Source organism: Blastococcus sp. SYSU D00922 (genome assembly GCF_054050495.1).
In genome coordinates this window covers 50,363-70,735 of sequence record NZ_JBJGZL010000010.1, presented here as the reverse complement: position 1 = coordinate 70,735, position 20,373 = coordinate 50,363, and the positions used below count along the sequence as shown (strand labels likewise).

Genomic DNA, 20,373 nt, shown 5'->3' with positions numbered 1-20,373 from the left:
GGCACGGCTGACGGAAGGGCCCCGGTGGATCTCCACCGGGGCCCTTCTACGTGCGTCCACCAGCTCACTGCGTCACGCGGGCAGCGCTCGGCGGGATGTTCTGGTTGAGGTGGAAGACGTTGCCCGGGTCGACGGCGTCCTTCAGCGCCGTCAACCGGGCGAGCTTGGCCGGCGGGTAGGCGCGCCGGACCCCGGCGGCCCCCTCGTCCCCCAGCACGTTCACGTACACGCCGCTGGCGAACGGCTCCAGACGCGCCGCGCTGGCGCGGGCGGCGGCGATGCGGTCGTCGTCCTCGGCGGGGTCGGTCCAGCGTGCCGCACCGACGTACTCGAAGACGGCCGCGCGGTGGCTGAAGGCGCTGGCGTCGTCGGGGACCGCCGCGATCGCGCCGCCGTAGGCCTGCAGGCTGGCCGCCACCGCCGGGTCGTGCCCCAGCAGGGCCTCGAGGACGGCGTCGGGCATCTCCCGGAAGTAGTGCCCCTTGAGGTACCGGCGGAGCTCGTGCCCCTGCGGCGTGTCCCCGCTCCGCTGGAGCGCGAGGTAGGACTGCTCCTCCACCCGCCGGGCGGCGGGCTCGCCGAGCGCCGCGAGGGCCCGGGCGTGCGCCCGGCCCTCGTCCGGGTCGCCGGCCCACACGAAGCCCAGGGTGACGACACCTCCGAAGACACCCGCCGTGTAGGTCGCCTGCGGGGGCGCCTCCGCCGACAGGTCCCGCCACCGGGCCGTCGGGCCCCACGCCTGGGCGACCGGGAAGTCCAGCTCCACGTTCAGCGCCCGGGTGCCGGTGCGGTGCAGCTGGAACTCGAACTCGGTGACGACCCCGAAGTTGCCGCCACCACCGCGCAGCCCCCAGAACAACTCCGCGTTCTCCTCGGCCGTGGCGCGGACGACGTCGCCGCCGGCGGTGACCAGCTCGTAGGCGAGCACGTTGTCGCACGCGAGGCCGTGCCGGCGCGCGAGCCACCCCATCCCCCCGCCGAGCGTGAGTCCGCCGACCCCGGTGTGCGAGACGTTCCCGGCCGTCGTCGCCAGCTCGTGCTCCTGGGCGGCCCGGTCGAGGGCACCGAGCAGGGCACCGCCCTGGACCCGGGCGCGGCGTCGCTCGGGGTCGACGCGGACCCCGCCCATCGGGGTCAGGTCCACCATCAGACCGCCGTGCGGCACGGCCTGCCCGACGACGCCGTGCCCACCGCACCGCACGCCGATCTCCAGACCCTCCCGACGGGCCAGCGCGACGGCGGTCACGACGTCCGAGGTGCGCCGGCAGCGGGCGATGAGGGCCGGTCGGTGGTCCACCGCGGCGTTCCACACCCGGCGCGCCCGGTCGTACCCGTCGTCGTCGGGTCGCAGGAGCTCGACGGCCGCGTCGTCCCTCGCGAGCGGGTGCGACAGCTCGACCATCGGAGTCCTCCTCGGCGCGCAGCGGTGGTCACCGGTTGACTGGTCGGCGCGACCGAACTGATCGCTCGACGGACGAGGGCCCCACCCGCGCTGCGGGTGGGGCCCTCGGTCGGAGCGTGCTGGGGTCAGCTCTGGGTGGCGTTCTGTCCCACGTAGAACTCGAAGAGCAGGCCACCGATGGTGATCAGCAGCGCGGCGGCCGCGATCAGGATCAGCCAGGAGTACCAGAAGGCGAGCGCCAGGCCCATGAGGGCGGCCGACAGCGCCAGCCCGAACGGCCAGTAGCTGGCCGGCGGGAAGAAGCCGAGCTCCCCGGCACCGTCCGCGATGTCGGCGTCCTTGCGGTCCTCGGGACGGGCGTCGATGCGGCGGGAGACGAACCAGAAGAACCCACCGATGAGACCGGTGAGACCGGCCGAGAGGGCGAGCGCCGTGGTGCCGATCGGCTCCCGCGACCAGACGCCGTACACCACGGCCGCCACCACGCAGAAGAACGCGATGATGTTGAAGATCAGCGACTCGACCTTCACGGCCGTGCCTCCTCGTACGTCGGAGCGATCAGGGTCGGGGTCGACACGTCAGCCGCCGGACGTCTGCTGGTCGATGTTCTTGTTCTGCAGCGACTCGAACGGCGTCGTCGACGACGACAGGCCCGGCTGGCCGATCTCCTCGAGCGCCTCGAAGGTGTCCAGTCCCGACTCGCGCGCCTCGAGGTAGGCGTCGTAGTCGTCGCCGGACACCGCGCGGACCTCGAAGTTCATGTACGCGTGGTAGGTCCCGCACAGCTCGGCGCAGCGCCCGACGTAGGCGCCCTCCTCCTGGACGGTCACCTCGAAGACGTTGTCGCGGCCGTTCTCGTTGCCCGGGATGACGTCGAGCTTGAAGAGGAACTCCGGAACCCAGAACGAGTGGATGACGTCGGCGGAGGCCAGCTCGAACCGGATGGTCCGGTCGGTCGGCAGCACCAGGATCGGGATCTCGGAGCTCGTGCCGACGGTGTCCACCGGCTCGCCGTCGGGACCCTCGGTCTCGGGGTAGACGAACTGCCAGTTCCACTTGAACGCGTTGACCGCGATCGTCTCGTCCGGGTTGTCCGAGCGATCCTGGACCCTGTTCTGCACGACCACCGTGTAGAAGAACAGCCCGGCGATGATCAGGAACGGCAGGATCGTGTAGACGATCTCCAGCGGCAGGTTGTAGGCCGTCTGCTTCGGCAGCTCGTCCCCGCGCTTGCGGTGCATGACGACCGACCAGCCGATGAGGGCCCAGACGGCCACACCGACGATCAGGGCCGCGATGACCGAACCGGTCCACAGCTCGCGCATGTCCTGGGACTGCTCGGTGATGCCCTCCGGCCACCCGAAACGCCAGAACTCGTTGTTCGGCATCTCGCATCCGGTGAGGGTCACGACCCCCAGGAGACCGAGCGCGGCCAGCCGCGCGAGCCTGCTGCCTCGAGCCACTGCTCGCTGCCTCCTCGTCCTCCGTCCGGGTGTCCGGACGGTCCTCCCAGCGGGACGTCCGCCGAGGTCCGGCAGACGGCGTCCACGCCGATCACAGTGTGGGGCGAGACTAGCCGACTCCGCTCGGCGGCCGACCACCGGAGACACCGCACCGGCGGGTCGCAGCGCTCGGGGAGGCCCACCGCCCCCGCAGCGCACGAGCCCGCCCGGTGCCCGCGGCCCGGCGGTTAGAGTCGGGAGCGTGTTCTCCCGGCTGCTGACACCGAAGTGGCTGCTGCTGCACCTGCTGGTGGCGGTCCTCTTCGTGGCCACCTTCTTCCTCGGCTACTGGCAGCTCACCAAGGCCGAGGCCGGAGGTGGGGCGGTCAACTGGAGCTACGCGCTGCAGTGGCCGCTCTACGGCTTCATGGGCCTGTGGTTCTACCTCCGCATGGTCCGGATCGAGCTCAACCGAGACCCGGAGGACGACGCCCCGGGAGCCGAGGTCGTCCTGTACCAGCGCCCCCGCATCGACACGTCAGGAGACCCCGAGCTGGCCGCCTACAACGCCTACCTCGCCGAGCTCAACGAGCGGGCCCTGGGGCAGCGCCATGGCCGCTGACCGCACCGCGCCCGCCCGCGACTCGGAGCAGGCCATCGCCGCGGCGCTGCAGCGCTACCGCGTCATGGCCACCGTCGTCGGCGTCCTGCTGGTCCTGCTGTTCGTGGTCGCCGTCCCCCTGAAGCACTGGGGCGGCATCCCCGAGCCGGTGACGGTGCTGGGGACGGCGCACGGCTGGCTGTACGCGCTGTTCTTCCTGTCCGCCGTCGACCTGGCGCTGCGGGCGAAGTGGAGCCTGAAGGGCACGGTCGTGACGCTGGTCCTCGGGACCATCCCCTTCCTGTCCTTCGTCGGCGAGCGCACGGTCACGCGCAAGATGCGCGCCGGGGAGCGCGTGTGACCTCCCGCTGACCCCTCCAGCCCGCCACTCCCCCACCCCGAGGACCTGCGCCTGATGTGTGGCCTGCTCGCCTACTTCTCGACCGACGCCGACCGCGTCGACGACACCACGGTCGACGCGGTCCGCGGCGCGCAGCACTGCCTGCGCCACCGCGGTCCCGACGAGAACGAGGCCTGGTGGGACACCCGGGCCGTGTTCGGCTTCAACCGGCTGTCGTTCATCGACATCGAGCACAGCCACCAGCCGATGCCCTACGCGGACGGCCGCTACCGCATCGTCTTCAACGGGGAGATCTACAACTACCTCGAGCTGCGCGAGGAGCTGAAGGCCGCTGGCGCCACGTTCGCGACCGAGGGCGACACCGAGGCGATCGTCGCGGGCTACCACCTGTGGGGCGAGGACGTCGTCCACCGCCTCCGGGGGATGTTCGCCTTCCTCATCTGGGACACCCAGGAGAGGACGGTGTTCGGCGCTCGCGACCCGTTCGGCATCAAGCCGCTGTTCACCGCCCGGCTGGCCGACGGCGCCATCGTCTTCAGCTCGGAGAAGAAGGCGCTGCTCGAGCTCCTGGGCGGCAGCGCGGCGGCCGGCGGCGTCGACGGCGCCTCGCTCCAGCACTACCTGACGCTGCAGTACGTCCCCGAGCCGGCGACCCTGCACACGGGGATCCGCCGGATCGAGAGCGGCACGAGCTTCACCGTGGTCGACGGCGAGCTCGCCACGAAGCGGTACTTCCACCCGACGTTCCCGGTGCGGCCGGTCGCGAAGGACGAGCAGCAGGCGCTCTACGACCGCATCGCCGACGTCCTCGACGACTCGGTGCGCATGCACATGCGCGCCGACGTGACGGTCGGGTCGTTCCTCTCCGGCGGCATCGACTCCACCGCCATCGCCGCCCTCGCCAAGCGCTACAACCCGAAGCTGCTGACCTTCACCACCGGCTTCGAGCGAGAGGGCTTCTCCGAGATCGACGTCGCGGCGGAGTCGGCCGCGGCCATCGGCGTCGAGCACATCACCAAGGTGGTGACGCCCGAGGAGTTCGCCGCCGAGATCCCGCTGGTCGTCTGGTACCTCGACGACCCGGTCGCCGACCCGGCGCTGGTGCCGCTGTACTTCATCGCCCGGGAGGCGCGCAAGCACGTCAAGGTCGTGCTCTCGGGCGAGGGCGCCGACGAGCTGTTCGGCGGCTACAACATCTACCGCGAGCCGCTGTCGCTGGCCGCCTTCGAGAAGCTCCCGGCCGGGATCCGCCGCGCGCTGGGGAAGCTCTCCACCCGGCTGCCCGACGGCATGCGTGGCAAGGACCTGCTGCGCCGCGGCTCCATCCCGCTGGAGCAGCGCTACTACGGCAACGCGCGGATCTTCCGCGACGACGAGCTCGGCTTCCTCGAGCGCCGCGACCCGGACCTCTCGCACGTCGCGGTCACCGCCGAGCTCTACGAGCGGACGCGCGCGGCCGGCTACGACGACGTGACGGCGATGCAGTACGTGGACCTGTTCACCTGGCTGCGCGGCGACATCCTCGTCAAGGCCGACAAGATGACGATGGCCAACTCGCTGGAGCTGCGGGTGCCGTTCCTGGACCCCGAGGTCTTCCGGGTGGCCAGCACCCTGCCGGTCGACCAGCGGGTGACCAAGGAGACGACGAAGTACGCGCTGCGCCGGGCGCTGGAGCAGATCGTGCCGCCGCACGTGCTCAACCGCCGCAAGCTCGGTTTCCCCGTCCCCACGCGGCACTGGCTGGCCGAGCAGCTGCACGACTGGGCGCGGCAGATCATCGAGGAGAGCCAGACCGACGAGTGGCTGGACCGCTCGCAGGTGCTGGCCATGCTGGCCGCCCACCGGGAGAACCAGCGCAACGGCTCGCCGGTCGACTACTCCCGCAAGCTCTGGACGCTGCTGGTCTTCATGGTGTGGCACGGCATCTTCGTCGAGGAGCGGATCAAGCCGGTCATCCCGGAGACGGTCTACCCGGTCCGCCTCTGATCGCCGGACGGGCCCTCCGGGTCTGGCCCGAGGGCGGCGCCGGTGCCACGCTGCCGGCATGTCCAGCGGCACGCAGGCGCCACCGCTCCCCCGCATCCCCCAGCAACGCGCGGACGCGCTGCCCGAACCGACCGACGCCGGCGACCTCGTCTGGCGGGAGCTGGACCGGGAGTTCACCCGGTACGACCGCCAGGCCGGCCGCCACCGCGTCGCCTACCTGACCCTGCGGATGGTCGTGCTGGCCGTCGGGGCGGCGGTGACCGTGCTCGCCGCCGTCGGCGCTTCCCCGGCGCTCACGGCCAGCCTCGCGGCCGTGGTGGTCGTCGCCGAGGGCGCGCAGCAGCTGTTCCAGCTGCACACGCGCTGGATCGCCTACCGGCTAGCGGCGGAGACGCTGCGCCGCCAGGCCTTCCGCTACGTCGCGGAGCTGGCGCCCTACGACGATCCTGCGACCCGGCGCGCGCGGCTGGCGGCCGCGCTCGAGGAGGTCACCACGGGCGAGCACGACACCTGGCAGCGCAGCATGCAGCAGGACGCCGCCCGCGACCCGGCGCGCGCCTGAGACGACGACGCCCGGTCCCCCCGCGAGGGGGACCGGGCGTCGGACGCGAGGCTACGAGGCGATCAGCTGAACGAGTCGCCGCACGCGCAGGAGCTGCCCGCGTTGGGGTTGTCGATCGTGAAGCCCTGCTTCTCGATGGTGTCGACGAAGTCGATCGTCGCGCCGCCGAGGTACGGCCCGCTCATGCGGTCGACGATGACCTCGACGCCGCCGTACTCGTACGTCTGGTCGCCGTCGAGGAAGCGCTCGTCGAAGAACAGCTGGTAGCGCAGGCCGGAGCAGCCGCCCGGCTGGACGGCGATGCGCAGCCGCAGGTCGTCGCGACCCTCCTGGTCCAGCAGCGCCTTGACCTTGGCGGCCGCCGGGTCGCTGAGGATGACGCCGGTGGCGGCGTCGGTCGTGTCCTGCACCGTCATGTTCTGTCCTCCCACATCCCTGGGTGCCCGCTGCGGCACGTCCCGCAGCGACCCAACACCGCCGTGGCGGAGCTTCTTCCACTGTACGGCGCGAATCGGCGTTTCCCAGGTCTCCTTCCCCACACACGTAGACTTCGAGCCCGTGAAGCTCCGCCTCCCCGGCCGCCGTGACCGCGCCGAGACGACCGCGCCCGACGCCTCGGCCGATCTCACCGAGCAGCTGGTGCGCACCGCCGGCAAGGGCCGGCCGACGCCGAAGCGGAGCGAGGCACAGGGCCGCCGCCAGGGCCCGCCCCCGCCGCCTCCGACCACGCGCAAGGAGGCCTACAAGCGGATGCGGGAGCAGCAGGCCGCCCGCCGGGCCGAGACCCGCCAGGGCGCGGCCCGCGGCGACGACGCCTACCTCCCGGCCCGCGACCGCGGCCCGGTGCGCAAGCTGGTCCGCGACGTCGTCGACTCCCGGCGCAACGTGGGCAGCTTCTTCCTCGCCATCGCCGCCGTCGCGCTGATCGGCACCATCGCCCCGAGCATGGTGGTCCGCAGCTACGCGAGCTTCCTGCTCTTCGGCTTCTTCCTGCTGCTGATCGTCGACTCCGTGGTCCTCAGCCGGAAGCTCAAGCGCAAGGTCGCCGAGCGCTTCCCCGACGACCCGCAGGCGAAGAAGACCCGCGGCCTGGTCTGGTACGGCATCAGCCGCTCGACCATGATCCGCCGCTGGCGCTTCCCGAAGCCCGACGTCCCGCTGGGCGCGGACGTCTGACCCGGGGATAGCGTCGGCGGACGTGGAATTCCGACGCCTCGGCCGCTCCGGCCTGAACATCTCCGAGATCGCCTACGGCAACTGGCTCACCCACGGTGGCCAGGTCGAGGAGGACGCCGCCTTCGCCTGCGTGCGCGCCGCCCTCGACGCCGGCATCACCACCTTCGACACGGCCGACGTCTACGCCGGCACGCGCGCCGAGGCCGTCCTCGGCCGCGCGCTGGAGGGGCAGCGCCGCTCCTCCTACGAGCTGTTCACCAAGGTCTACTGGCCGACCGGTCCCGGCCGGAACGACCGCGGCCTGGGCCGCAAGCACGTCATCGAGAGCTGCCACGCCTCGCTCGAGCGGCTCAAGACCGACTACGTCGACCTCTACCAGGCGCACCGCTACGACCCGACCGTGCCGCTCGAGGAGACGATGACGGCCTTCGCCGACCTCGTGCGGGCCGGCAAGGCGCTCTACATCGGCGTCTCCGAGTGGAACGCCGAGCAGATCGCGGCGGGGGCGGCGCTGGCCCGCGAGCTGGGCATCCAGCTGATCAGCAACCAGCCGCAGTACTCGATGCTCTGGCGGGTGATCGAGCCCGAGGTCGTCCCGACGTCGGAGAAGGAAGGTCTCTCCCAGATCGTCTGGTCGCCGCTCGCCCAGGGCGTGCTCACGGGCAAGTACCTGCCCGGGCAGCAGCCGCCCGCCGACAGCCGCGGCGGACACGCGGAGGCCGGCGGCTCCATGAAGGGCTTCCTGCGCGACGACATCCTCACGCGGGTGCAGCAGCTCCGGCCGATCGCCGACGACCTGGGCCTGTCCATGGCGCAGCTGGCCGTCGCCTGGGTGCTCCAGAACCCGAACGTCGGCGCCGCGATCATCGGGGCCACCCGCCCCGAGCAGGTCCACGACAACGTCAAGGCCTCCGGCGTGCGGCTCGAGGACGACGTCCTGCGCCGGATCGACGAGGTGCTCGGCGACGTCGTCGAGCGCGACCCCTCGAAGACCGCCCGCGGGTGATCTCCGGGCTGGCCGCTCCCGTCAGGGGGCGGCCAGCCCCATCGGGCCGTAGACCTCGTCGTCCCCGTCGAACAGCGTCACGGTGGCGACGCCCTTCTCGAGCAGCTCCCGCCAGTTCTCCCCCAGCCACGACTCGGCATCGCCCTGGTTGTCGGCGGACGGCACCTCCACGCCGATGGTCGAGGGCTCGACGGCCGCTCCGGAGCTGTCCTCGAGACGCCAACGCCAGGTCATGGCCCCAGAGGTTAATGACCACGTCGTGCCCGTGCTGTGATCAACGGGTCGGTTACGTCCGCGCGAGCGCGGGCATGGCAGTCCATCGACCCGTCCCAGCCGGAGGACCGATGACTGCACCGACGCCAGAGCCCGACGCCGGCGGCGCCAACCGCGCGCACGTGGCACCCGACCCCGCCAACGCCTCCACCGGTGAGCTGATCGGTCAGCTCACCGAGCAGCTGAGCACCCTCGTCCGCAACGAGGCACGGCTCGCCCAGGCCGAGGTCACCCAGAAGGCGAAGCGGCTCGGCGTGGGCGCCGGTCTCTTCGGCGGCGCCGGCCTCGTGGGCTTCTTCGGCCTGGCCGTCCTGATCAGCGCCGCGGTGCTGGGGCTGGCCGAGGCGCTCCCGGCGTGGCTGGCGGCCCTCATCGTGGCCGTCGTGCTGTTCGCCGTCGCCGGCGTGCTCGCCCTCGTGGGCAAGAAGGACGTCGCGCAGGCCTCTCCCCCGCTGCCCACCCAGGCGATCGCGGGCGTGCAGGCCGACGTCGCGACCGTGAAGCAGGGGCTGTCCCGGTGAGCGAGCCCAGCGACCCGGCGCAGATCCAGGCCGAGATCGAGGCCACCCGCGCGCAGCTGGGCCGGACCGTCGACGAGCTCAGCGCACGGCTCGACGTCCCCGCCCGCGCCAAGGAGCAGGCCTTCCGCGCCCGGGACACCGCCGTCGAGACCTACCGGGAGAGCCCACCTGTGGTGATCGGCGCCGCCGCCGCACTGGCGGGACTGGTGGTCGGTCTGGTGACCTTGCGCCGCAAGCGCGCCGCACAGAGGAGGAAGCGTTGAGCAAGGAAGCGAAGAAGAAGAGCAAGGGCGCCAAGCTCGCCTACCGGCCCATCGGTCTGGTCGGCGGGATCCTCGCCGGAACCCTGTCCGGCATCGTCTTCAAGCAGGTCTGGAAGGCGGTGTCGAACGAGGACGACGCGCCGAGCGCCCTGCAGAGCGAGTACTCGATGAAGGAGGTCGTGCTCGCCGCGGCCATCCAGGGCGCGATCTTCGCCGCGACCAAGGCCGCCATCGACCGCGCCGGCGCGCGCGGGTTCAAGCAGCTCACCGGCGCCTGGCCCGGCGACTGAGCGCACGGACGACGGCACCGGAGTCAGGGGGGACGGTCATGACCGGCACGAGGCAGCACGAGAGCGCCGTCGAGCGGATCCGCGAGAGGGTCGAGGAGAAGGCCGCCCGCAGGGCCGCCGCCGCGAAGGCGGCCGCCGAGGCCAAGCGCGGCACCGCGCCGTCGGTCGACCCCGACCGGCCGCCCCCCGGCTCGCCGTCGCCGAGCGAGCTGCCGGGGATCCACGCGGAGAAGCCGACGCAGATCCCGTGGGCGGGCTGGAAGCAGATCGTCAAGCGGGCGTGGGCCGAGAACAAGGCCGACAACATGCCGATCATCGCCGGCGGCGTGGCCTTCTTCGGCTTCCTGTCGATCTTCCCCGCGCTGATCGCGCTCATCTCGATCTACGGCCTCGTGGCCTCCCCCGAGACGGTGGCCCGGCAGGTCGAGGACCTCTCCGCCCAGCTCCCGGACGACGCCGCCCGCCTGATCGGCGAGCAGCTGGAGGCGATCGTCAGGAACAGCGGCAGCGCGCTGAGCATCAGCCTCGTCGTCTCGATCCTCGCGGCGCTCTGGAGCGCCTCCGGCGGCGTCGGCAACGTCATCACCGCCGTGAACATCGCCTACGACGAGGTCGAGGCGCGCAACTTCGTCAAGCTCAAGGCCACCTCGCTGGCGCTGACCCTCGGCGCCATCGTCTTCGTCCTCATCGCCTTCGGCCTGCTGGCCGTCGTCCCGGCGGTCATCGAGGCCCTCGGGCTCGGCGTCGTCGGCACGATCCTGGCCCAGGTCGCGCGGTGGGTCCTCCTGCTGGCCGCCTTCGCCGGCGGCCTCGCCGTCCTCTACCGGGTGGCGCCCGACCGCGACGCGCCTCGGCTGGCGTGGGTCAGCCTCGGTTCGGTCGTCGTCACGATCGTCTGGGCGGCCGTCAGCGTCGGCTTCGCCCTCTACGTCAACAACTTCGGCTCCTACGACAAGACCTACGGCGCCATCGCCGGCGTCATCGTCCTGATGCTGTGGCTGTACCTGACCTGCTACCTGGTGCTGCTGGGGGCGGAGATCAACTCCGAGGCCGAGCACCAGACGGCCCGCGACACCACGACGGGCGAGCCCGAGCCGATGGGCCAGCGCGACGCCGAGATGGCCGACACGCTGCCCGACTCCCCCGAGCCGCAGAAGGGCGACAGCGACCCCACGCGGAAGTGACCGCTACCGGACGTGCGACTCCACGAACGGCGGCCTGACGACCTCGACCGCCTGGGGGCGGCCCCGCACGTCGACGGCGAGCGAGCTCCCGGCCGACACCCCGGCGGCCGCGTCGACCAGAGCGAGCGCGATGCCGGTCCGGAGCGTCGGGGAGAACGTGCCGCTGGTGACCTCGCCGACCCGCTCCCCGCTCCCGTCGAGGACGGCCATGCCGGGCCGCGGGATGCCGCGGCCCTCGGCGCGCAGCCCCCACAGCAGGCGGGCAGGCCCCGCCTGCTTCTCCGCAAGGAGCGCGTCCCGGCCCCAGAACGCGGGCTTGCCCCAGCCCACGGCCCAGCCCGCCCGTGCCTGGTTCGGGGTGATGTCGTGCGAGAGCTCGTGGCCGTGCAGCGGGTAGCCCATCTCGGTGCGCAGCGTGTCCCGGGCCCCGAGGCCGCAGAGCCGGATCCCCTGGTCCTGCCCCGCCTCGAGCACCGCGTCCCACAGCCCGCCGGCGTGCGCGGCGTCGACGAGCAGCTCGTACCCGTGCTCGCCGGTGTAGCCGGTGCGGCACACCGTCACCTCGGCGCCGCCGGCACCGGTGCCCGTCACGAAGGACATGTAGGCCAGCTCGCCCGGCAGGCCGAGCAGCTCGAGCACCTGGAGCGACCGCGGCCCCTGCAGCGCCAGGACGGCGACGTCGGCGTGCCGGTCGGTGACGGTCACGCCGGCCGGCGCCTCCTCGGCCAGCCGGCGGAGCACCTCGGCGGCGTTCGCGGCGTTCGGCACGAGCAGCACGTCGTCGTCACCGTGCACGTAGACGATGAGGTCGTCGACCACCCCGCCCGCCTCCGGGCCGCCGTCGGGCAGGCAGCACAGCGTGTACTGCGCCTGGCCGGGGCCGATGCGGGACAGGTCGTTGGTCAGGCAGGAGTCGACGAACGCCGCGGCCCCGGGGCCGCGGACCGTCGCCGTGCCCAGGTGCGAGACGTCGAAGAGGCCGACCGCCGTGCGCACCGCGGCGTGCTCGGCGAGGACCCCGCCCCCGGCGTACTCGATCGGCATCGACCACCCGCTGAAGTCGGCGAGCTTCGCGCCGGCCGCGACGTGCCTGTCGTGCAAGGGGGAGGTCAGCGGGCTCACGGGTGGCACGCTACCGAGGCACATAGGATCCAGCGGTGCCGCCGACGATCACCGCCACCGACCACCCTCTCGAGAAGCTGACCGGGGACGCCGTCGTCGTCGCCGTCGGCAAGGGCCCGGACGGGCCGCTCCCGACTCCCGGCGCCGAGGCCGTCGACCGGCTGCTCGGCGGCCGCCTCCTCCCGGCGCTCGCCGACCTGGGCGCGCGCGGCGGCGAGGACGAGGTCACCCGCATGCCGTCCTTCGGGCAGGGCCCCTTCCCGGTCGTCGCCGTGGTCGGTCTCGGCGCCCCGGACGCCGCGGGCGCCTACCGGCCGGAGGCCGTGCGCCGCGCCGCCGGCGCCGCCAGCCGCGCGCTGGGCGGGCGCCGGTCGGTCGTCAGCCTGCTCGCCGCCGTCGGCGGGACGCCGGACAGCGGCCGCCTGCACGCCGTCGGCGAAGGCGCGCTGCTCGGCGCCTACGAGTTCACCGCGTACAAGTCGGACCTGCCGGCCAACCGACTGGCGCCGCCGAGCGAGTTCACCATCGTCGTGCCCGACGCGGGCGCGGCCGAGGAGGCGTTGCGCCGGGTGCGGGCCGTGGCCGACGCCGTCGCCCTCGTGCGCGACCTGGTCAACACCCCGCCCAACGACCTCTTCCCCGCCGAGCTGGCCGCCCGCGGCGCCGCCGCCGGCGAGAAGGTCGGGCTGGCCGCGGAGATCCTCGACGAGGACGCGCTGGTCGCCGGTGGCTACGGCGGCATCCTCGCCGTGGGCCAGGGCTCGACCCGCAAGCCCCGACTCCTCCGCCTGGCCTGGTCCGGCCCCGGCGCGCGGAAGAAGGTCGCCCTGGTCGGCAAGGGCATCACGTTCGACAGCGGCGGCCTCTCGATCAAGCCCGCGCTGAAGATGGAGGACATGAAGAGCGACATGGCCGGCGCCGCCGCCGTGATCGCGACCGTGTGCCTCGTCGCCCAGCTGCGCCTGCCCGTCGACGTCGTGGCCACCGTGCCCATCGCCGAGAACCTGCCGAGCGGCACCGCCTACCGGCCCGCCGACGTGGTCACGTTCCGCAACGGCAAGAAGGCCGAGATCACCAACACCGACGCCGAGGGGCGCGTGGTCCTGGCCGACGCCATCGCGCGCGCCGCCGAGGACAAGCCCGACTTCCTGCTCGAGACGTCGACGCTCACCGGCGCGCAGCTGGTCGCCCTCGGTACCCGCACCGCGGGCGTGATGGGCAGCGACGACCTGCGCGACGCGGTGATCGCCGCGTCCGAGCGCAGCGGTGAGGGCATGTGGCCGATGCCGCTGCCGACCGAGCTCCGCCGCGGCCTGGAGTCCCCGATCGCCGACTTCGTGAACTCGAACGCCGACCGGATGGGCGGCATGCTCGTCGGCGGCCACTTCCTGGCGGAGTTCGTGCCCGAGGGCCTGCCGTGGGCGCACATCGACATCGCCGGCCCGAGCTACAACACCGGGGCGCCGTGGGGCTACACGCCCAAGGGCGGCACCGGCGTCCCCGTGCGCACCCTGCTCGCGACCATCGAGGCCCTCATCCAGAACGGTTGACGGCCGGGTCGAGCCGAGTGGGCCCCGGAGGGGTCCGCGAAGGGTCGACGCAGCGGCTCAGCTGTTCGGGGGGACGGCACGTGGCCGCGGTGCGATCCGGAGGATCGCGATGTCATCGCGGTGTCACAGCCGGTTCTGCTTCTGCCTGGCCGACCAGTCGCGCATGCGCTGGGGGTAGCCGGTCACCTGGGCGTCGTAGACGGGGATCGACAGGTCGCGGGAGAGCTTGCGGGCGACGTCGGGGCCGTCGATGCGGCGGCGCGTCCACTCCCCGTCGGCGGCCACGAGCACGATCGTCGTCTCGGTGACGGCGGTCCGCGGCTCCACGTAGCCCTCGACGCCGCGCCGGGTCGCCACGAACTCCTCGAGGTGCTTCAGGTCCACCCGCTGGGAGCCCCGGTCGAGGGTGCCGCGACGGCCGTCGTCCCGCCCCCGGGCCGGACGGCGGCCGCGGCCGCGCAGCCGGTCGAACAGCCCCATCTCGCCTCTCCCGTCGTCCGCACCGCCCCGCGACGGCCTCGTGATCATCGGCACGCCCGTCGAGGCAACGGTGCTCCGGGCCGGGTCGTTCCCGGAGTGGCAGGATGAGCACCGAGCCCCCGCCCGCACGAGCGGGGCGCGACGACTGCATCGAGGAGAACTCGTGAGCTCACCCACCTCCCCCGCCGACCTGGTCATCCTCGGTGGTGGCTCCGGTGGCTACGCAGCGGCCTTCCGCGCGACCGAGCTGGGCCTGAACGTCGTCCTCATCGAGAAGGACAAGGTCGGTGGCACCTGCCTGCACCGCGGCTGCATCCCGACCAAGGCGCTGCTGCACGCCGGCGAGGTCGCGGACCTGGCCCGCGAGGGCGAGCAGTTCGGCGTCAAGACGTCGCTGGCCGGCATCGACATGGACGGCGTCAACGCCTACAAGGACGGCGTCATCTCCAAGCTCTACAAGGGGCTGCAGGGCCTGGTGAAGGCCCGCAAGATCACCTACGTCGAGGGCGAGGGCCGGCTGACCTCCCCGACGACCGTCGAGGTGAACGGCCAGACCTACGAGGGCAAGCACGTCCTGCTGGCGACCGGGTCCTACGCCCGCTCGCTGCCCGGCCTGGAGATCGACGGCAAGAAGGTCATCACCAGCGACCACGCCCTCAACCTCGACCGCGTACCGGCCTCGGCGATCATCCTCGGCGGCGGTGTCATCGGCTGCGAGTTCGCCAGCGCCTGGAAGTCCTTCGGCGTCGACGTCACGATCATCGAGGCGCTCCCCCACCTCGTCCCGCTCGAGGACGAGTCCTCCTCGAAGCTGCTCGAGCGCGCCTTCCGCCGCCGCAAGATCGCCTTCGAGCTCGGCAGCCGCTTCTCCGGCGTCCAGGACACCGAGAACGGGGTCAAGGTCTCGCTGGAGAACGGCAAGGAGATCGAGGCCGAGCTGCTGCTCGTCGCTGTCGGCCGCGGCCCGGTCAGCCAGGGCCTGGGCTACGAGGAGGCCGGGGTCGCCATGGACCGCGGCTACGTCCTCGTCGACGAGTACTGCCGGACCAACGTCCCGACCATCTCGGCCGTCGGCGACCTGATCCCCACCCTGCAGCTGGCCCACGTCGGCTTCGGCGAGGGCATCCTCGTCGCCGAGCGGGTGGCCGGGCTCGAGCCGGCGCCGATCGACTACGCCGGCGTCCCGCGCATCACCTACTCCGACCCGGAGGTGGCCTCGGTCGGCCTCACCGAGGCGCAGGCCAAGGAGCGCTACGGCGAGGTCAAGACCCTGACCTACGACCTCGCGGGCAACGGGCGCAGCCAGATCCTCAAGACCACCGGTGCGGTGAAGCTGATCCAGGCCCCCGACGGCCCGGTCGTCGGCATCCACATGGTGGGCAGCCGGGTCGGCGAGCTCATCGCCGAGGCCCAGCTCATCTACAACTGGGAGGCCGAGGCCGACGACGTCGCCAGCCTCATCCACCCGCACCCGACCCAGAGCGAGGCGCTCGGCGAGGCCCACCTGGCCCTCGCCGGCAAGCCGCTGCACGTGCACGGCTGATCGACCCCCACTCCCCCATCCCCGCACAGCGCCAGAAGGAGCACTGCCCCGATGCCGACGTCCGTCACCATGCCCGCCCTGGGCGAGAGCGTCACCGAGGGCACGGTCACCCGCTGGCTCAAGCAGGAGGGTGAGCAGGTCGAGGCCGACGAGCCCCTCCTCGAGGTCTCGACCGACAAGGTCGACACCGAGATCCCCTCGCCCGCGGCCGGCGTGCTGACCAAGATCCTGGTCGCCGAGGACGAGACGGTCGAGGTCGGCGCGGAGCTGGCGGTCATCGGTGGCGACGGAGACGGCGGTGGGGACGCCGCTCCGCCCGCCTCGGCCGAGGACGCCGAGGAGCCGCAGACGCCGGCCGAGCAGGTCGAGGACGCCGGCCCCGGGTCGTCGGAGGCCGAGCAGCCCGCGCCGCAGCAGGAGGAGCCGGCACCGGCCTCCGCCGACAGCGGCTCCGGCGGCGGTGGCGGTGGCGGTGGCGGCGAGGGCACCCCGGTGACCATGCCCGCCCTGGGCGAGAGCGTCACCGAGGGCACCGTCACCCGCTGGCTCAAGGCCGTCGGTGACGAGGTCTCGGCCGACGAGCCGCTGCTCGAGGTCTCCACCGACAAGGTCGACACCGAGATCCCGTCCCCGGTCAGCGGCACGCTGCTCGAGATCACCGTCAACGAGGACGAGACCGTCGACGTCGGCGCCCAGCTGGCGGTCATCGGTGCCGCGGGTGGCGGGTCCGCCCCGGCCCCGGCCGCTCCGCAGCAGGAAGCCCCGGCGCAGGAGGCCCCGAAGCAGGAGGCCCCCGCTCAGGAGGAGCCGCAGGCGGCTCCGGAGGCCAAGCCCGCCGCGCCCGCCACCGCGACGACGCAGCCGGGTGGCGACTACGGCGCCAGCGGTGCCCAGCCCGCCCAGTCGCCGACCTCCGCCCCGCCGCCGCAGGTGGCGCCGCAGGCACCGGCCGCCCAGCAGTCGTCCGACAACGGCGCCGGCGCCTACGTCACCCCGCTGGTGCGGCGCCTGGCGGCGGAGAAGGGCGTGGACCTCGGCTCCGTCTCGGGCAGCGGCGTCGGTGGCCGCATCCGCAAGCAGGACGTGCTCGCCGCGGCGGAGAAGGCCTCGGCACCGGCACCGGCTGCCGCTCCGGCTGCCGCCTCGGGCGGGGCGCGGACGCCGTCCCCCGCCGCCATGCCCGACACCTCGGTGCGCGGCCGCACGGAGAAGATGTCGCGGCTGCGGACGGTCATCGCCCGCCGGATGGTGGAGTCGCTGCAGGTCAGCGCCCAGCTGACCACCGTGGTCGAGGCCGACGTCACCAAGATCGCCCGGCTGCGGTCGAAGGCGAAGAGCGACTTCGAGTCCCGCGAGGGCGTCAAGCTGTCGTTCCTGCCGTTCTTCGCCAAGGCCGCCATCGAGGCGCTCAAGGTGCACCCGTCGGTGAACTCCTCCATCGACCAGGAGGCGGGCACCGTCACCTACCACGACGCCGAGAACCTCGGCATCGCGGTGGACACCGAGCGCGGCCTGCTCGTGCCGGTCATCCACGACGCCGGTGACCTCAGCCTCGGCGGGATCGCCCGGAAGATCGCCGACCTCGCCGAGCGGACCCGCACCAACAAGGTGACGCCGGACGAGCTGGGTGGCGGGACCTTCACGCTGACCAACACCGGCAGCCGGGGCGCCCTGTTCGACACCCCGATCATCAACCAGCCGCAGGTCGCCATCCTCGGCGTCGGCTCGGTGGTGAAGCGGCCGGTGGTCGTGCAGGACGCCGACCTCGGCGAGGTCATCGCGATCCGCTCGATGGTCTACCTGGCCCTGACCTACGACCACCGGATCGTCGACGGTGCCGACGCCGCCCGCTTCCTCACCACCGTGCGGGAGCGGCTGGAGGCCGGCCAGTTCGAGGGCGAGCTCGGGCTCGCCTAGCAGCACACCCGATCGGGGCCCCGGCGCGAGCCGGGGCCCCGATCGCGTTCCGCCACCTCGTCCCCGGGAGGACCTGCCGTGAAGATCGCCGTGTCCGGCGCCTCGGGCCTGATCGGCGGCGCCCTGCTGCCGGCGTTGCGGGCCGACGGCCACGACGTGCTGGTGCTGGTCCGCCGCACGCCGCGGACCGCCGACGAGCACCGGTGGGACCCGCAGCACCGCCGCATCGACCCCGGTCTGCTCGCCGACGTCGACGCCGTCATCAACCTCGGCGGGACCCCGATCCGGCCCCGCCCGTTCACCGCGGGCTACAAGGAGCAGCTGCTGCGCAGCCGGGTCGACGCGACGACGACGATCAGCGAGGCGCTCGCGACCGCCGCGGCCGCCGACCGGTCGCGCCCCCGGGTGCTGCTCTCGGCGTCGGCAGTCGGCTACTACGGCGACACCGGGGACCGGACGGTCACCGAGGAGGAGCCCGCGGGCTCGGACTTCCTCGCCCAGGTCTGCGCGCAGTGGGAGGCGGCGACCGCTCCCGCCGAGGCGGCCGGCGTGCGCGTCGTGCGCATGCGGACCGGCCTGGTGCTCGACCGCAAGGCGATGCTGGTGCAGGTGCTGGGCACGGTGTTCCGGCTCGGCCTCGGCGGGCGGATCGGCAGCGGCCGGCAGTACTGGCCGTGGATCAGCCTGGCCGACGAGGTGGGCGCGATGCGTCACCTGCTCACCGCGGACGTGTCCGGTGCGGTGAACCTCACCGGGCCCGCGCCGGCCACCAACGCGGAGTTCACGCAGGAGCTGGCGCGGCAGGTGCGCCGGCCCGCGGCCATCCCCGTGCCGGCGTTCGCGGTGCGCCTGGGCCTCGGCGAGTTCGGCCGCTCCAGCGTGCTCGCCGGGCAGCGCGCGATCCCCGCCCGGCTGGAGGAGTCGGGCTACCGGTTCACCCACCCGGACCTCGCGTCCGCGCTGGCGGCGGCCACGACGCGCTGAGACCCGCGAGGGTCACCCCAGGCGCTGCGCGCTCTCGATGCGCCACCCCTCGGGGGTGCTGATCAGGACCATGCGCACGTTCGACTCCGGGCGCCCGGGCAGGGTGCGCAGCGCCGGACCGTCCGGTGCCGCTGCCGCGAGGACCTCGTAGCCCGCCCAGCGGTCGACGAGATCCATCTCCACGCGGTCCGTCCCGTCGTCCACCGCGGTGACCGCCACCACGACGGGCGTGAAGCCGCGCAGGACCTCGCCTGCCTCGGCCAGGCCGCGGATGTGCGCCTCGTCGGCCGCCCGCAGTTCGCTCCCGACCGGGTAGACCCCGGCGAGGACGTCCGGGGACGCCGTGCCGAACGCCGTCGCCCGGCGCTCGTAGAGGTCGCTCACGACGGACCGCCAGCCGGTCACCGAGTCCGGCCGCTCGTGCCGGTCGGCGGGCCGGGCCGGGTCCTGGTCCGCCGACGCGGCCGACGGCGACGGCGAGGCGGAAGGCGACGACGGAGCGGTGACCTGCCGGCCCGTCGGAGGGAGGTCGGAGGCCACGGCTGCCTCCACCGGACCGCCGGCGTCCGGCGATCCCCCGGCCCAGCGGACGCCGAGCCAGCCGGTCGCGAGCAGGACGACCGTCGCAGCGGCGACGAGGGCGGCACGGGCAGCGGGGATCCGGTCGGCCCGGCCGTGCACCGGCCACCAGCGGAACCGCCGCTCCGGCGGCCCGACGACGACGGGGGCGGGCCGGACGCGGCGGCCGGGGACCTGGTGGGTCAGCTCCGTCCGCGGCCCCCGGCCCGTGCGGCCGAGATCGGCGTCGGGGACGCCGTCGGCCGGCAACCGCACGGGTTCCGGGCGGCAGGCGTGCCGCAGGTCGAGGGCGAACGCCGCCGCGGACCCGCGGTCGTGCGGATCGGGCGACAGCCCGCGGTCGATGACCGCGATCAGCTCGGCCGGCGCGTCCGGCGCGAGCTCCGCCAGGTCGGGCAGGTGCCCGGACGCCGCGACGGCCAGCGTGTCGCCGGGGGTCGCAGCGTTCCAGGGCGCGATCCCCGTGAGCGCGTGGAACGCCGCCGCGGCGATCCCGAAGACGTCGGAGGCCGGCCCCGGTGCCCCACCTCGGGCGACGGTCGGGTCGACGTAGGGGGGCGTCACCTCCGCCGCCGCGGCCTCCCCCAGCACCCGCGCCACACCGAGGTCGGTGAGCACGGGGCGGCCCTCGGCGGTGAAGACGATGTTCCCGGGTGACAGGTCGCCGTGGACAACCCCTCCCGCGTGGGCGTGCGCGAGAGCCGCGGCGACCGGCGCGATGGCCGTCACCACCTCCCCCGGCCGCAGCCGGCCGCGCCGGGCCAGCAACGCGGCGAGGCTGCCGCCGGCCAGGAGCTCGAGCACGAGGGCGACCCGGGTCGCCCCGCCGCGCTGGGGCTGGTGGACGACCTCGATCAGCCGGACGAGGTGCGGGTGGTCGAGCCCACCGAGCAGCCCCGCCTCGCGCGCCTGCCGCTCCGGATCGCCGGCCACCAGCACCTTCACCGCGACCGGCTCGCCGCCCCGGCGGGGCACCGCCCGCCACACCTCGCCGGAGCCGCCCCGGCCGAGCAGCTCCTCGAGCGTGTACCCGGGCACCACGGGGGGACGCGAGGGTCCCGGTGCGTCCAGCGGTCCAACGGCAGGCATGTCCCGGACGGTAGGGCGCCGGGCGACGGCCCGGCTCCGGCT

22 protein-coding genes are annotated in these 20,373 nt (G+C 73.4%); 14 read left to right on the top strand and 8 right to left on the bottom strand.

Going from position 1 to position 20,373, the window contains the following annotated elements; translation table 11 throughout:
- Nucleotides 1-64 precede the first annotated feature (64 nt).
- From ACI78T_RS15025 to ctaC, 3 genes are all read right to left on the bottom strand, one after another.
- On the bottom strand, nucleotides 65-1,402 hold the full coding sequence (locus ACI78T_RS15025; protein ID WP_456558915.1) for an FAD-binding oxidoreductase: 1,338 nt from the start codon (nucleotides 1,400-1,402) through the stop codon (nucleotides 65-67).
- Between the two features lie 125 nt (nucleotides 1,403-1,527).
- The gene (locus ACI78T_RS15020) at nucleotides 1,528-1,932 is read right to left on the bottom strand and encodes a cytochrome c oxidase subunit 4 (protein ID WP_456558914.1); all 405 of its coding nucleotides are present in this window, start codon (nucleotides 1,930-1,932) and stop codon (nucleotides 1,528-1,530) included.
- Between the two features lie 48 nt (nucleotides 1,933-1,980).
- Nucleotides 1,981-2,865 carry an aa3-type cytochrome oxidase subunit II gene (gene ctaC, locus ACI78T_RS15015; RefSeq protein ID WP_456558913.1) on the bottom strand — a complete coding sequence of 295 codons (885 nt, stop codon included), beginning with the start codon at nucleotides 2,863-2,865 and terminating at the stop codon, nucleotides 1,981-1,983.
- A gap of 241 nt (nucleotides 2,866-3,106) precedes the next feature.
- Between ctaC and ACI78T_RS15010 the strand changes: the two genes are divergently transcribed.
- Genes ACI78T_RS15010 through ACI78T_RS14995 form a run of 4 tightly spaced genes read left to right on the top strand, consistent with a single transcriptional unit; the run spans nucleotide 3,107 to nucleotide 6,354 of the window.
- The gene (locus ACI78T_RS15010) at nucleotides 3,107-3,466 is read left to right on the top strand and encodes a metalloprotease (RefSeq protein WP_456558912.1); all 360 of its coding nucleotides are present in this window, start codon (nucleotides 3,107-3,109) and stop codon (nucleotides 3,464-3,466) included.
- A complete protein-coding gene (locus tag ACI78T_RS15005; RefSeq protein ID WP_456558911.1) occupies nucleotides 3,456-3,806 on the top strand; it encodes a DUF3817 domain-containing protein in 351 nt (116 codons plus the stop codon). The genes ACI78T_RS15010 and ACI78T_RS15005 overlap by 11 nt, the downstream gene beginning before the upstream one ends.
- Before the next feature lie 54 nt (nucleotides 3,807-3,860).
- Nucleotides 3,861-5,792, top strand: a complete 1,932-nt coding sequence (gene asnB / locus ACI78T_RS15000) for an asparagine synthase (glutamine-hydrolyzing) (RefSeq protein WP_456558910.1) — start codon at nucleotides 3,861-3,863, stop codon at nucleotides 5,790-5,792.
- Between the two features lie 58 nt (nucleotides 5,793-5,850).
- The gene (locus ACI78T_RS14995; RefSeq protein WP_456558909.1) at nucleotides 5,851-6,354 is read left to right on the top strand and encodes a DUF4231 domain-containing protein; all 504 of its coding nucleotides are present in this window, start codon (nucleotides 5,851-5,853) and stop codon (nucleotides 6,352-6,354) included.
- A 62-nt stretch (nucleotides 6,355-6,416) separates the two neighbouring features.
- Here ACI78T_RS14995 and ACI78T_RS14990 read toward each other — a convergent pair whose 3' ends face one another.
- The gene (locus ACI78T_RS14990) at nucleotides 6,417-6,770 is read right to left on the bottom strand and encodes a HesB/IscA family protein (protein ID WP_456558908.1); all 354 of its coding nucleotides are present in this window, start codon (nucleotides 6,768-6,770) and stop codon (nucleotides 6,417-6,419) included.
- A gap of 142 nt (nucleotides 6,771-6,912) precedes the next feature.
- Between ACI78T_RS14990 and ACI78T_RS14985 the strand changes: the two genes are divergently transcribed.
- Both ACI78T_RS14985 and ACI78T_RS14980 read left to right on the top strand, forming a co-directional pair.
- Nucleotides 6,913-7,530, top strand: a complete 618-nt coding sequence (locus ACI78T_RS14985; RefSeq protein ID WP_456558907.1) for a DUF3043 domain-containing protein — start codon at nucleotides 6,913-6,915, stop codon at nucleotides 7,528-7,530.
- 22 nt (nucleotides 7,531-7,552) lie between these two features.
- Nucleotides 7,553-8,536, top strand: a complete 984-nt coding sequence (locus tag ACI78T_RS14980) for an aldo/keto reductase family protein (RefSeq protein ID WP_456558906.1) — start codon at nucleotides 7,553-7,555, stop codon at nucleotides 8,534-8,536.
- A gap of 21 nt (nucleotides 8,537-8,557) precedes the next feature.
- On the opposite strand, the gene ACI78T_RS14975 is transcribed toward ACI78T_RS14980, so the two are convergent.
- Nucleotides 8,558-8,770, bottom strand: coding sequence for a hypothetical protein (locus ACI78T_RS14975; protein WP_116452445.1), 213 nt, complete (start codon nucleotides 8,768-8,770; stop codon nucleotides 8,558-8,560).
- A gap of 110 nt (nucleotides 8,771-8,880) precedes the next feature.
- Between ACI78T_RS14975 and ACI78T_RS14970 the strand changes: the two genes are divergently transcribed.
- Genes ACI78T_RS14970 through ACI78T_RS14955 form a run of 4 tightly spaced genes read left to right on the top strand, consistent with a single transcriptional unit; the run spans nucleotide 8,881 to nucleotide 11,067 of the window.
- Nucleotides 8,881-9,330 carry a phage holin family protein gene (locus tag ACI78T_RS14970; RefSeq protein ID WP_456558905.1) on the top strand — a complete coding sequence of 150 codons (450 nt, stop codon included), beginning with the start codon at nucleotides 8,881-8,883 and terminating at the stop codon, nucleotides 9,328-9,330.
- The gene (locus ACI78T_RS14965) at nucleotides 9,327-9,593 is read left to right on the top strand and encodes a DUF3618 domain-containing protein (protein WP_456558904.1); all 267 of its coding nucleotides are present in this window, start codon (nucleotides 9,327-9,329) and stop codon (nucleotides 9,591-9,593) included. The genes ACI78T_RS14970 and ACI78T_RS14965 overlap by 4 nt, the downstream gene beginning before the upstream one ends.
- Nucleotides 9,590-9,883, top strand: a complete 294-nt coding sequence (locus tag ACI78T_RS14960; protein ID WP_456558903.1) for a DUF4235 domain-containing protein — start codon at nucleotides 9,590-9,592, stop codon at nucleotides 9,881-9,883. Before ACI78T_RS14965 ends, ACI78T_RS14960 begins: the two co-directional genes overlap by 4 nt.
- Nucleotides 9,884-9,921: 38 nt before the next feature.
- On the top strand, nucleotides 9,922-11,067 hold the full coding sequence (locus ACI78T_RS14955) for a YihY/virulence factor BrkB family protein (RefSeq protein ID WP_456558902.1): 1,146 nt from the start codon (nucleotides 9,922-9,924) through the stop codon (nucleotides 11,065-11,067).
- Between the two features lie 3 nt (nucleotides 11,068-11,070).
- Here ACI78T_RS14955 and gcvT read toward each other — a convergent pair whose 3' ends face one another.
- Nucleotides 11,071-12,189, bottom strand: coding sequence for a glycine cleavage system aminomethyltransferase GcvT (gene gcvT / locus ACI78T_RS14950; RefSeq protein WP_456558901.1), 1,119 nt, complete (start codon nucleotides 12,187-12,189; stop codon nucleotides 11,071-11,073).
- A 35-nt stretch (nucleotides 12,190-12,224) separates the two neighbouring features.
- Here gcvT and ACI78T_RS14945 point away from each other — a divergent pair, with 35 nt between their 5' ends.
- Complete coding sequence (locus tag ACI78T_RS14945) at nucleotides 12,225-13,739, top strand: leucyl aminopeptidase (protein WP_456558900.1); 1,515 nt, start codon at nucleotides 12,225-12,227, stop codon at nucleotides 13,737-13,739.
- Nucleotides 13,740-13,862: 123 nt separating this feature from the next.
- Here ACI78T_RS14945 and ACI78T_RS14940 read toward each other — a convergent pair whose 3' ends face one another.
- Nucleotides 13,863-14,219, bottom strand: a complete 357-nt coding sequence (locus ACI78T_RS14940) for an oxidoreductase (protein WP_456558899.1) — start codon at nucleotides 14,217-14,219, stop codon at nucleotides 13,863-13,865.
- A 163-nt stretch (nucleotides 14,220-14,382) separates the two neighbouring features.
- Between ACI78T_RS14940 and lpdA the strand changes: the two genes are divergently transcribed.
- The 3 genes from lpdA (at nucleotide 14,383) to ACI78T_RS14925 (ending at nucleotide 18,663) form a co-directional block, all read left to right on the top strand.
- Nucleotides 14,383-15,762 (top strand): dihydrolipoyl dehydrogenase, encoded by a 1,380-nt coding sequence (gene lpdA, locus ACI78T_RS14935; RefSeq protein WP_456558898.1) that lies wholly within the window; start codon nucleotides 14,383-14,385, stop codon nucleotides 15,760-15,762.
- Between the two features lie 51 nt (nucleotides 15,763-15,813).
- Complete coding sequence (sucB, locus tag ACI78T_RS14930) at nucleotides 15,814-17,679, top strand: 2-oxoglutarate dehydrogenase, E2 component, dihydrolipoamide succinyltransferase (protein WP_456558897.1); 1,866 nt, start codon at nucleotides 15,814-15,816, stop codon at nucleotides 17,677-17,679.
- A 78-nt stretch (nucleotides 17,680-17,757) separates the two neighbouring features.
- Nucleotides 17,758-18,663, top strand: a complete 906-nt coding sequence (locus tag ACI78T_RS14925) for a TIGR01777 family oxidoreductase (protein ID WP_456558896.1) — start codon at nucleotides 17,758-17,760, stop codon at nucleotides 18,661-18,663.
- 12 nt (nucleotides 18,664-18,675) lie between these two features.
- Here ACI78T_RS14925 and ACI78T_RS14920 read toward each other — a convergent pair whose 3' ends face one another.
- Entirely contained in the window at nucleotides 18,676-20,331 is a 1,656-nt protein-coding gene (locus ACI78T_RS14920; RefSeq protein ID WP_456558895.1) for a serine/threonine-protein kinase, read from the bottom strand.
- Nucleotides 20,332-20,373 lie beyond the last annotated feature (42 nt).